Origin of the sequence: Wolbachia endosymbiont of Onchocerca gibsoni, assembly GCF_029169405.1 — a bacterium.
Lineage (GTDB): Bacteria > Pseudomonadota > Alphaproteobacteria > Rickettsiales > Anaplasmataceae > Wolbachia.
On sequence record NZ_JABUMP010000001.1, the window covers coordinates 24,164 to 36,495 of the forward strand.

A 12,332-nucleotide genomic window follows, 5' to 3' on the forward strand; every position below is an offset into this window, starting at 1 on the left:
TACTGTGTAAGGTATTGAATAATATGGTAGGTAGTGAGCATTAGATATATTTAAGGGTAGATAAGCCTAAAAGGTAGTTAAGTATGAATATACTGGAGTATAAAATGAAGAGTTTATCTATGATGCTTTATTTATATTTAGGAAAAATGCTTGTGTTAGTTACTCCAAAAGTGGTAGAAATATGGAATTAAAGTGGAAAAAGTTTATAAACAGTGAAACCGGGAAATAATTTGAGCTAAGTCTTTATACACATCTTATACATAGGTAATAGCATTATTTTTGTTATTGAGGGGAAATTATAATGGTTAAGGAAAAACTTAAAATATGTCTAACCTTAAGAAGAAAGGGTAAGAAAGTTAAATTACATTATGTAGAATTTCTGTCAACTTAAGCTAAATTAAGTTAGTCTACACCATATATTAGAGTTTTCGAGGAGATCTCAATTTACTTACTCTATCATTTTCTTTATTATTGAGTATTGCTTTGAATAATATGATATAGAGGAGCACGTTATCAGTGATTGCTATTATTGATTTTGGTTCACAATTTACACAGCTTATTGCAAAACAAATCAGAGAAATGGGTGTTTATTGTGAGATATTCCAAAGCAACATTACTTTTGAAGTAATGTCAAAATGCAATGGATTTATTTTCTCTGGAGGACCGCAATCTGTCAATGATAGTTATTCTGATATAAATGGAGTAGCACATGAGATTATAAAGTTTAACGAGGCAACGAGTGTTCCTATACTTGGGATATGCTATGGACAACAAATTATTTGTCATCATTTTGGGGCAAAGGTAAGAAGGGAATTCAAGCAGGAATTTGGTAAAATTAAGATTAAAATACTAAAAGAATCTCCTATTATAAAAGGTACATGGAATATTAATTCTGAAGTAGATGTATTAATGAATCATGTAGATAGTGTTGAAACTATACCACAAGGGTTTACTGTTATTGCATCAGGTGTAATAAATCAAACAATTGCAATAATTGTCAACGAACAACGTAAGATATATTGTACTCAGTTCCATCCTGAGGTTAAGCCTACGACAAATGGTAGTAAGTTGCTTTCTAATTTCTTGGATATTACGAATTGTAAAAGAGATTGGACGATGAAATCACTTGTTGAAAAACAGAAGAGAAGAATCAGGAATTTAGTAGGTAATAAGAAAGTAATCGCTGCGGTAAGTGGTGGAGTTGATTCGAGTGTTGCAGCAACTCTCACATATAAAGCTATAGGGAAACAATTGAATTGTATTTTTATCGATACTGGATTATTACACAAGAGCCAGATTATCACTATGTTGAAAGAAATTCCTGTGAACTATGTTGATAGATCGAGTTTGTTTTTGAATAGATTGAAGGGAATAATTAATCCAGAAGAAAAGCGAAAAATTATTGGTAGCACTTTTATCGAAGTGTTTGAAGAAAAAGCAAAGGAAATAGGTAATGTAGCCTTTTTGATGCAAGGCACCATCTATTCTGACGTAGTTGAATCAGGACACGCTTCAGGATATGCTAGTACAATTAAATCTCATCATAATGTTGGTGGATTGCCAGAAAAGATGAATCTAAAGTTGATGGAACCCTTACGCTACCTATTTAAAGATGAGGTAAGAATACTTGGAAGAGAAATTGGTCTTTCAGACAAAATATTATTTCAACATCCGTTTCCTGGACCTGGGCTTGCAGTAAGGATCATAGGTGAGATCAATGAAGAAAAGGTACGAATATTACAGGAAGTGGATGAAATATATATTAATGTAATGAGAAATCATAATTTATATGATCAAATATGGCAGGCTTTTGCTGTACTGTTGCCAATAAGAACTGTAGGTGTCATGGGAGATAGTCGTACGTACGGATATGTTTGTGCTTTGAGAGCCGTGACATCTTCTGATGGTATGACAGCTGATGCATTTCCATTTGAAGATAAAAGTCAATATTCATCAATATTTTGGAGTTTTTTACAAGATGTCAGCAGCATAATCGTTAACAATGTTTCCGGGGTAAATAGAGTTGTATATGACTTAACTTCTAAACCACCAGCAACTATTGAGTGGGAATAAAATCTAAAGTTGTTTTTTCTCTTTTTCATACAGCATACTTTTTTTTATATTGTTTGCAGCTTCTACAAGCAATGCAAATATCAATGAAGAGTATAAGTATCCTTTTGGTAATTCTATATTAATCCCTTCAAGTATTAGGTATACACCAACAAGCAAAATAAATAAGATGGCAATTGTTTTTAGTCTTGTACTAGATTTAATTAACTGAACGGTATAACTCGATAAGAATATCATTACTAATATAGAAAATGTACACGCTATAGCAATTATAGCCACGTTGTGAGTTAATACTATAGCAGTTAATAGAGAGTCAACTGAGAAGATTAAGTCTATTAATGTGATTTGTAATATAACTAAGAATGGTTGTGGTTTAATATCTATTTTTTTTTCAGATTGCTTGCATAAAAAAATGTCATTCTGTAACTCTATGACACTTTTAATAATGAGAAATAATCCTCCTGTTATCATAAGTAAATCTTTTACTGAAATATTTAGCGATGCAGGATGAAATATAGGTTTTTGCATTGATAATATGCATGATGTAAAAAACAGCGTTACAAGACGCATTAACAGTGCTAATCCAAGACCTGCAAGGCGTATTCTTTCTTTTAGTCTATTTGGTATCTTATCTAGAGATAAAGAAATAAAGATCAAATTATCTATGTTAAGTGTAGTTTCAAGTAATGTAAGCATTAGTAAAGTTTGAGCTTCAGCTAACATTTTCATTTCAGATTCAGCTATTCTATTCTACAGTAGATATGTAAAGATTAAGTAATTTCTGCTTGGACAAAGCAGAGGTTAGTGCAGGTCAAGTTTCTCTGCACTATAGCATTGTGGCCTTAGTTGCTAGTATGTTGTAGTGGACTAACAATTTATTGGTAAATTTGAATTTTCTTTCTATAGCCTAAAATCAGATCATTATTAATATGTAAATTCATATCAGTTGTTATTTATTATTGTCTTTTCTTAAGAAGTTACTTGAATTATACTGCAAATCATGAATCTTAAGCAAAAAATTAAGTTTTTTTCTCTATCATTTATAATTTTGTTTTCTTTATGGACTATGTTATCTGGTTATTTTGAGACGTTTTTTGTTCTTTGTGGGGTATTTTCTTCTGTGTTCACATTATTTATCTTTAAACGATTGATAAATGCTGAAAGTGCTTTCAGTCAGATCTTAAATGGTGCAAGTAAATTATCGTTTTATAATTTACTAGTAAATTATATGCCGTGGTTAACATATCAGATTATTTTATCAAGCATTTATGTAACAAAGAAAGTTTTACAAACTAAACTTAAACTCAAGCCAATAATCATTGTAAAGAAATGCGAAGGACATAACAATAAAAGTATTGCATTATTTGCAAATTCGGTCACGATCACTCCTGGTACTTTGACTATCGATGTTGCAAGAAAACAGCAAATATATCTGTCTACTATATGTTTGATGGATGAAAGCTTTAAGAGTGGCGTTTATAAAATAGAGAACGAAGTTTTAAGGTTACTATATTTAATTAAGTAATTGCTTTAAATAGATTAGTAGCATCATCATATTCTCTTACTAGGCTTTCAAACATTTCTTTTGGAAGGCTATTACCAACAATAAAGGGTAATTATTATATAAATTTTCTAATTTTAATATGTTATTTTTTCTCATTGTTGAATTTTTATGGAAAAATATTTTCCATAATTTTAATAGTAATAGCTCTATCTAAGAAAACATTTTTACTTGTTACATTTACTCTTATCAAGATAGTATTAATTTCAGGTTCATTATTTGTATAAAGGTTAGACAATTGAGCTATTCATGTATAAGGTTGTTGCTTTTGACAGGCAGTTATCAGCATATTTACAATTTTTTATTATTTCCCACTGAGTAACCTGAAGTTTACTCATTTTTGTGTTATGCGATAATTTACTCATTCGGTTTTCTCTATTTGTATTTGGTCTAGTAATTAGATTATACTAGTACTTTTTTAAATAAATGATAACGCGATTACAAATGCTACTAGCTGTGTTGTTGGTGTATTTATATACAAATGGTTTAATATTAATGAGCGTTATAGCTAATTTTAGCTATGTATATGATGTTTTATGCTTTGCTGAACAGCATAAAACATAAAGTGAAAAGTTTTTCCATCTATAACAGAGAAAATTTGTTAATATAATGTTGTTCTATTCTTTATAAAATAGGTTTTCTATCGTTAGCTATTTTATTAATATTGACTTTCACATAAGTTCTAAATTAATTATATCAGTGGAAAAGATAAAACTCGGAGTACTGATTTCAGGTAGGGGGTCAAATATGCAGGCTCTAATAAAGGCAGGCCAAGATTGCAGTTTCCCTGCAGAAGTTGTATGTGTTATTACAAATAACAATAAGGCAGCTGGTTTGAAAATAGCAAAACAAGCAGGTATCTCAGCATTTATTGTTGAGAATAACCCACTTGATGCTGATAGAATTCACGAAATACTTGTTCAACATAAAGTTCATTTAATTTGCCTCGCAGGGTTTATGAGGATTTTAAAAGCTGACTTTCTGACTAAATGGCATAATAAAGTTGTAAATATTCATCCTTCTTTACTTCCATCTTTTAAGGGTTTAAGTGCTCAGGAGCAAGCTCTAAAGGCAGGTGTCAAAATTACAGGTTGTACCGTGCATTACGTTACTCCTGAGGTTGATGCTGGAAGCATAATCGCTCAAACTGCTGTGCCAGTGTTACCAAATGATAATATTCAAAGCCTTTCAGAACGCATTCTTGCTGAAGAGCATAAGTGTTACGTGGAAGCAATAAGGTTGATAGCAGAAAATATTAATCATTAACCTTAGGTACTTCTTCCAACTTTAACAAAAAACAAATTTTCAGGATCCAGTAAAGAGTTTGCTAATTTGTTTACTTCTTCTAATTTAACGTTATTAATGATGTTTGCATAATTATTTATACGATTGATATCATGATCATTTATTTGTGTGTCATTAAGCAACATTGCTATGTTTGTATTATTGAATAGGAAAAAGGTAAGATTATTTATTAATCTGATTTTTACATCCTTGAACAATTGCTTATCAATTCCTTCCTTTTTTATCCTGCTCAATGTATCTTTCACTGCTGATATAGCTTTGCTAGCAGTGGAGCTATCAGTGCTTATAAAGCCAATTATAGCGTTTCCATGTTTATTGGAAATAATACTCATATTAGCACTGTAAGTAATACCCAAATTTTGCCTTAACTCTTTCATCATTATTGAATTTAGCTCCATGCCGCCAAGAGCATTAATTAAGACAATAGCGTTGTAATAATTAGGGTCTTCATAAGTTATACCTTTCTGAGCAAAAAGTATTATACTTTGTGGTATATCCATAAAAATGCTCTCGCTTTCTGCAGGGCCGAAATCATTTTTTACAGGTATTTTTTTAATTATCGATCTTTTAGGTGGTAGCTTAAATAAATATTTATCCAGTAGTGCACTAATTTCTTCTTTTGTTACACAACCAGCAACACTGATAACTATGTTGTCTTTAGTAAAATTACGCTTTATGTATGTTAGAATATCTTCTTTAGTAATGCTCATTATAGTGTTAAAAGTTCCATATTCACTTTTTGAGTAAGGGTGCTTTTTAAACAAAAGCATGTCTAATTTCTTGGTAGCAACAAAGTGAGGTTTTTTTTCAAGATTATTAAAATTAACTTTAGCTTTTTCAAAAATTCTATTTAACCCTTCAGGGTCGATTTTAGGACGCATTATAGCGTCGCTTAATAGCGAAATTGCGTCTTCTAAGTTGCTAGATAAAGTGTTTAATGAAACTTTAAATGCTTCTAGGCTGGTGCTGAAGCTTAGATTTATTCCTTTATCTTCAAGCTTTTTTGCAAAATCTTTGGAATCATTTTTTCCTGCTCCTTCTTGAATTACAAGAGAAGTAAGCCAAGTGAGTCCCTGTTTTTCTTTGTTCTCATACGCATAACCTGCATTCTTGAACGATATATTCAGTGAAACCTTCGGTAGATCACAGTTTTTAACAAATAAAAACTTAAATCCTTTACAGGTAGTGACCTCTTCTATATTTATTAGGTTACTACTTGCTTGTAAGTTAAAGCCTAGACAGAAAAAAAGTAGAAATACAAGTTTACTTATTTTCATAATTACCTCCTTTTGGTAGCAAACGACCGATTAACTTATCAGTAGAAAAGATAGTACGGATTTTACTATTTACAGTATCTAAATCAATGTTGTTAATCTTGCTGTATGAAATGTCTATTTCATTAAGTGGGATACCAAGTGCTAAATATGGTATATAAAATATTGCTGTATTAGTTAAGTCAGATAGCTTATCAAATTGTGCTGATTTGTATTTTGACTTTGCACTTTTCAACTCTCTACTTGTTATTCCTTCAGAGATAAAGTTGTTGATGGCGTTATCTAACTCTCTTTCAATAACGTCCAACTTCATTCCGCTTTTTGGAATTATTTCGATATCAATATAGCCGTCACTAAAAGCTAAACCATTATAGTGGGCATTTGTTGAAACTGCGATACCTTTATCTAAAACTAAATTCTCATATAGCTTACTGGACTTACCACCTCCTAAAATATCAACTGCTAAATCAACAACAAAGATTTCATCTATACGCTTAAATAAAGGAACACGGTAGCGAAAGTATAAAACAGGTTCTTTTACTTCAGTACTTTCTAAAGTTACCAACAGATTTGCATTATGTGTTGGATCTTGATTTGGGTAATATCTAATTACAGGCTTAGCTTTAATTCTCCCATATTTTTCTTCTGCTAATCTTACTACTTCATCGAACTCTACATCTCCAACAATCATTAGTATTGCATTGTTTGGGTGATAATAGTTGTTATGAAACCTTATTATATCATCTTGATTGTAAGTTTTGATATCACTCTCCCATCCAATAACGGATCTTCCGTAGCCAGTACGGTAAAATGCACTGTTCATTTCTTCCCACAATAAATTGTTAGGATGATTATCGAATCTCATCTTTCTTTCTTCTAATACAATGTTTTTTTCTCTATCTATTTTATCTTGAGTAATGTTAAAGTTGCCCATTCTGTCTGCTTCAACTTCCATTACTAATGGTAAGTCTTTTTTGAGAGCTAATTCATAGTAACAGGTATATTCCCTAGTAGTAAATGCATTAAATTGCGCTCCAATGCTACTCATGGTTGATTCTATATCTTTAAATTTTCCCGTAGTTTTAAACATTAAATGTTCAAAATAGTGAGCTAATCCTGCTTTGCCAATTGGATCATCCATTCCTCCAACTTTATATATTACTGCGTGTAAAACAGCTGGAATTCGATGGTTAGGTACGACATAGATATCCATTTTATTGCTAAGTTTAGCATATTTTATGTTGTATTCTGTACTTATGGCTTTCAAGGGAATTGAATAGATAAAAAAAAGCATGGGTAATATAAAGAAACTAAAAAACTTGTAAAGCATTACTCTAACCTAATATAATTTAACTTTTAAGACTATGACCTTATTCCTCGCTCTATTTTGAAATGAATCTGTCGTGTATGTACCATCTATATAACAATATAAACGTTCCACAGGCTATATATATATCTGCTAAATTAAAGGCTGGCCAGTACCAATTGCCAATATGAAAATATATAAAATCGTATACAGCTCCCCAGTAGATTCTGTCAGCTACATTTCCAATTGCTCCACTGAGCATAAGGGATAAACTAAAATAAGTTAGTTTATCATTAGATTTGTGTATTAAATATATGAGTATGCTAATTATTAGTATTGAAGATATTGAAAAAAAAAAGTCACTATAAGGTAAAGTGCTGAACATTCCAAAACTAATCCCTGTATTCCATACTTTAACTAATTTTATGAAGCTAGAAACTTCGATTGACTTTCCTTCATCAATTAATGAATTTACGTATAATTTGCTCATCTGATCAGATGATGCCATAATTAGTATGGCAATTAAATATAGTTTTTTCATAAGTTTGCCATTAATTGATAAGCTTTAAGTATATCTTGATTTATTTGTTTTGTTAATTCATCAATACTATGAAATCTTTTTTCTGATCTGATAAATTTAAAAAGTTGTATATTAACGTTACAACCATATACATCTTCATTAAAATCAAATATATGCATTTCTACTATAGGCTTTTTCAAGTCCTTGAACGTAGGTCTCATACCAATATTAACTACTCCATATAGCCAATTTGGATTGATATCAGAGAATGCTGCTTTAGCACAATATGTACCAAACTTGGGTTTTATCATGCAATCTTCTATCGTAATGTTTATAGTTGGGAATCCTATTTTCCTACCTCTACATGCACCCTTTATTACGATACCAGAAACTTGGTAAGGCCTACCAAGTAACTTATTAGCAGTTTCTATTTCACCTTTTTGTATGTGTTCTCTGATTAGAGAGGAGGAACAAGCTTTTTCATTAATCATCAATGGTTCTAATTTAGCTAAAGAGTATCCATATATTTCAGAACATTTTTTTTTAATTAATGTGTTACCCAATCGTTTATAACCGAAAGTGCAACTTTCTCCAACAATTATGTATTTTGCGCCATATCTATTTATTAAAATCTTGCTAATGAAATTATTAAAGCTTACTTGAGCAAAACCTTCATTAAAATTAATATTATATAAGTAATCTATGCCGTAGTTGCTGATTAGCTCTTTTTTCTGTTTTTGGCTTATTAAGCTGAAATTATTTCTGTTAAATAAAACAGTTGATGGGTGAGGCTCAAAAGTTAGAATTACAGAGAGTAGTTTTCTTTTCTGAGCTATTTTCTTTAAAGAAGAAATTGCAAATTCATATCCTAAATGCACGCCATCAAGATTTACGAAAGTTTAATGCTACGCTACTTTTTATCTCTTGTTTACAGTCATAAACAACTTTCATATAGCTTGATATTTTATAAATATTTCTATATATAATAGGTATGTTTTATAAACTACCGAGGTAAATCGTGAAAAATGCTAAAGAAAAGGTTGTAATATACGTAAGGCAGTATTGTCCATTCTGCAAAGAAGCAAAAGAGCTGCTAGACAAGAAAGGGGTGGAGTATAAAGAAATCGATGTGATTGAAAACTCAGATTTGTTTGATGATATAAAATTGAAATATAATGTTGGAACAGTTCCACAAATCTTTGTTAATGATGAAAATGGTAATTATATGTACCATATTGCTGGTTGTGATAAATTGATAAATCTTGAAAGAGAAGGAAAGTTGGATTATATATTAAACAATAATAAAGATTATGTTGGTGTTACTGCCTATACAGATAGCAATTGTGAATGTGAAGAATATGTTATACCACCAGATGATAATTTTATGTAGTTTCTTATCTCGTTTTCATTGTTTTTCAATTTACAAGTGAAAAATTAGTATACTCGCTTAAGTAATTTTTAATCCATTAAAAATACAATTCACTTGGTAAGTTTTTTAGTGGGCAGAAATGACAAGGAATATTTTAATTGTTGATAAGAATTTGATTAGTGTTGAACTAGTTAATAAACAAGATTTAGAAAATTTCATTAAGATTTTTACAGTGCTTAATAAACATGTAGCAGCAAAAACACTTTTTACAGAAGAAGTGAGAATAGAGTATGAACAACATGACAACATAGAGGTTGTTCATTTGCTAAAGAGTTCAGGTTTTATATATCATGATGTTGAAAATATATTACTTCACTTGAATAGACATGGGATGGAGGTACCAAGCGACGTTGTAGCATGTACTCTCTTTTCTGCATATAATAGTAAACTTGAAGCTAAGGATGTAGCATTTTCCCTTTTTGATGGTTCTCCACAATTTAATATTAGAGTAAATAAAAACATTTTCATAATAACTCCTATGAATGAAGAGAATTTAGAGTTAGATTCACAAAATAGTAGAATGTTTATAGAGTTATTAAAGCGTGAGGAAAGTATGTATGATTGTGTAGTGAAAGAGAATACTATTAGTATAGTAGTATATTTTGGAGTATATCAGGTCATAAATTCAATTGTAAAATTACTAATAAAATCTTATTTTTTAGCACAAGAGGAAGAAGTGAAATTCAAAAAGAGATTAGAACAACTTGCTTTTAAGGATCAAGTGTTTGGTGAGTACTCCAGCATTAAAACCATAAATAGATATCCACACAACCATCCTTTGAAAAAGTATGAAAATATTACTAAAGGTATAGAAAAGATTTTATCTAGTTTTGTAATAAATGAGAATAGTGAATTTACTATAGAGCAGCTAAATAAGCTAAGCTTAGAGGTTTCTCCTGATACTCCAAGAATTATTACTAAAACTATAGATAAGCTTGTTAAATTTCACTAAGGTATTTTACATGTTATTTCCGTGGCTAAACCATAGAAATAACGCTAAAGTTAAAAAACCTTGAATCGCCAAAATTTCTCTTTGCCTTTACTAATTCCAATTCTTGGAGTGCAGACGTAATCTGGCTTGAGATGGGATTCGTAAACACAAAATTCATGACTTATAGTGAGATCTCGTTTATTATATTCTCTTGTAATATTCAGTCTTTTGCATAGTATTCCTGGTCCATCTAGATTTATTTCGAGCGGTTTAATAAGCTTCAATCCTCGTATTAATACTGCAGCTGGAAATCCTTCTGTTTCTGTTACGATATTTAAACAGTAATACATTCCATATATAAAATACACGTATGAAAATCCAGGCATGCCAAACATTACTGAAGTTCGGTTAGTATAGCCTTGTGCTGCGTGACAAGCTGGATCGTCCGTTCCTATATAGGCTTCAACTTCAGTTATTATCCCACTAAAGCTGGAAAACTTTAATGTTTTTCCTAACAACTCTCCGGCAACAATTAAAGTTGGCTGTTCATAGAAATTTCTTGGTAGTATTATATTATTCATTATAATGTTTTTGTTTCCCTATTTAATTAAGAGGGTATATACATCTCTGGGAAACAGGAGCTTGATGTTCTTGTGGTTTATCTATACCTGTCACATTTGTTGAAGGATGTTGCAAAACTTTGATTAATTCAGAGCTTTTTTGTTGTAATTGTGATGCTAATGCTTCATGTAAAAATTTTGCTTCACATTTCTTGCCTATTTTTACTTCTTTATTTGCACGTAATTGTTCTTCAGTAATGCCATTATCTTTGATAAGCTTTATGGAGCCATCGTCGTTAATGTTAATTTTAATGTTACATTCTTTTTCTCCGGCATACCATTTTATAGTCATTTGATATGATCCATTAATTACTTCATAAACTCTTTTTCCATTATCATTAATATAGCAACATGCTCCTCTTGTCTNTTTTTTGATTAGGGTAGCAAAATGTGATTGTTTTTACATTGTATTTTCTACATATGTTGCCACTTAGAAGTTTGGTTACATTTACTTCTTTTTCACTATCATTTAACACAACTCTTATAGAAGGGTAAACGATATCGTTTTCCCTTTTCGCTTCTTTGAGTCTTATAGATTCTATAGTGTTATTTACTATATTTTTGGATATCTCCTTTTTGATTTGTTCAGATATTTTGCCTGTAATATCTCTGCCATTATACTTATTTTTACCACGAGCGAAGGGTTTTGAGTTTGTGATATTGGTGGAAAGGTTATTTTGTAATGAAAAAAACTTATTCCATGCTTCGTCATCATCAAGAGTGATACTATGCTCGCCTTTATCTAATATTGATTTAGGTATATTTTGATTGCTCGAATTACCAGAAAGTTCTTCTTTCACAGTTATATCAGGATTATCATCTCCCCTTACTTTCTTATTCAGAAAAATAAGATGCTCCTCTTGTTTTTTTTTGTTTGGTTTTAAATCTGTCTCATTAAAAGAAGGTTCTTCTACCATAAGTGCATAAGGACTTTCGACTTTGCCCTTAATTGTAGAACAGATAGCTTTCCAAAGTTTTCTAATCTTGTCTAACATATACTCCTCCATTAATATTGACATATAACTAGTATAAGAGCATATATCAGTTAGTCAATATTTAAGCTGTTTAATCTTGAAGGCTAAAATACTTTTCTGCTTAGTTAGTTAGAACATGTTCCCATGGTATGCACTTTATAAAAGTGATTTTTATCAAATAAAGCTCTATCATTTCTTTAATATACCGCTATTTTCAGATAACGCAGTGGGTATGGTGTTAATTTCAATGCTTCTGGAATATTACCTTAAATAATTCATATCTAATTTATTTAGTCTCATTTTATCTATGCTTAATTTTTGATAGCGCGGAGTGAGAAATTT

The 12,332-nt window shown here is 30.6% G+C and carries 11 protein-coding genes and 1 pseudogene; 5 read left to right on the forward strand and 7 right to left on the reverse strand.

Going from position 1 to position 12,332, the window contains the following annotated elements; all coding sequences use genetic code 11:
- Positions 1–516 precede the first annotated feature (516 nt).
- Positions 517–2,073 carry a glutamine-hydrolyzing GMP synthase gene (gene guaA / locus HSX44_RS00105; RefSeq protein WP_275601774.1) on the forward strand — a complete coding sequence of 519 codons (1,557 nt, stop codon included), beginning with the start codon at positions 517–519 and terminating at the stop codon, positions 2,071–2,073.
- Between the two features lie 3 nt (positions 2,074–2,076).
- Here guaA and HSX44_RS00110 read toward each other — a convergent pair whose 3' ends face one another.
- A complete protein-coding gene (locus tag HSX44_RS00110) occupies positions 2,077–2,793 on the reverse strand; it encodes a TerC family protein (RefSeq protein WP_275602388.1) in 717 nt (238 codons plus the stop codon).
- 277 nt (positions 2,794–3,070) lie between these two features.
- Here HSX44_RS00110 and HSX44_RS00115 point away from each other — a divergent pair, with 277 nt between their 5' ends.
- Both HSX44_RS00115 and purN read left to right on the forward strand, forming a co-directional pair.
- The gene (locus HSX44_RS00115) at positions 3,071–3,595 is read left to right on the forward strand and encodes a Na+/H+ antiporter subunit E (protein ID WP_275601775.1); all 525 of its coding nucleotides are present in this window, start codon (positions 3,071–3,073) and stop codon (positions 3,593–3,595) included.
- 735 nt (positions 3,596–4,330) lie between these two features.
- A complete protein-coding gene (purN, locus tag HSX44_RS00120; protein WP_275601776.1) occupies positions 4,331–4,897 on the forward strand; it encodes a phosphoribosylglycinamide formyltransferase in 567 nt (188 codons plus the stop codon).
- 2 nt (positions 4,898–4,899) lie between these two features.
- Here the strand turns inward: purN and HSX44_RS00125 are convergent, their stop codons facing one another.
- From HSX44_RS00125 to ribF, 4 genes and pseudogenes are all read right to left on the reverse strand, one after another.
- Positions 4,900–6,213: a M16 family metallopeptidase gene (locus tag HSX44_RS00125; RefSeq protein ID WP_275601777.1), complete on the reverse strand. Its 1,314-nt coding sequence runs from the start codon at positions 6,211–6,213 to the stop codon at positions 4,900–4,902.
- Entirely contained in the window at positions 6,200–7,540 is a 1,341-nt protein-coding gene (locus HSX44_RS00130; RefSeq protein ID WP_275601778.1) for a M16 family metallopeptidase, read from the reverse strand. The genes HSX44_RS00125 and HSX44_RS00130 overlap by 14 nt, the downstream gene beginning before the upstream one ends.
- Positions 7,541–7,592: 52 nt before the next feature.
- Positions 7,593–8,057 (reverse strand): signal peptidase II, encoded by a 465-nt coding sequence (gene lspA / locus HSX44_RS00135; RefSeq protein ID WP_275601779.1) that lies wholly within the window; start codon positions 8,055–8,057, stop codon positions 7,593–7,595.
- A pseudogene (gene ribF / locus HSX44_RS00140) lies at positions 8,054–8,987 on the reverse strand (riboflavin biosynthesis protein RibF). Before ribF ends, lspA begins: the two are co-directional and overlap by 4 nt.
- A gap of 67 nt (positions 8,988–9,054) precedes the next feature.
- On the opposite strand from ribF, the gene HSX44_RS00145 reads away from it, so the two are divergent.
- Together HSX44_RS00145 and HSX44_RS00150 are read left to right on the forward strand one after the other, a co-directional pair.
- Positions 9,055–9,426 (forward strand): glutaredoxin domain-containing protein, encoded by a 372-nt coding sequence (locus HSX44_RS00145; protein ID WP_275601781.1) that lies wholly within the window; start codon positions 9,055–9,057, stop codon positions 9,424–9,426.
- A 118-nt stretch (positions 9,427–9,544) separates the two neighbouring features.
- Positions 9,545–10,417, forward strand: a complete 873-nt coding sequence (locus HSX44_RS00150) for a hypothetical protein (protein ID WP_275601782.1) — start codon at positions 9,545–9,547, stop codon at positions 10,415–10,417.
- 50 nt (positions 10,418–10,467) lie between these two features.
- On the opposite strand, the gene HSX44_RS00155 is transcribed toward HSX44_RS00150, so the two are convergent.
- Together HSX44_RS00155 and HSX44_RS00160 are read right to left on the reverse strand one after the other, a co-directional pair.
- The gene (locus HSX44_RS00155) at positions 10,468–10,977 is read right to left on the reverse strand and encodes a DNA-3-methyladenine glycosylase (RefSeq protein WP_275601783.1); all 510 of its coding nucleotides are present in this window, start codon (positions 10,975–10,977) and stop codon (positions 10,468–10,470) included.
- 22 nt (positions 10,978–10,999) lie between these two features.
- A complete protein-coding gene (locus HSX44_RS00160; RefSeq protein ID WP_275601784.1) occupies positions 11,000–11,308 on the reverse strand; it encodes a hypothetical protein in 309 nt (102 codons plus the stop codon).
- Positions 11,309–12,332 lie beyond the last annotated feature (1,024 nt).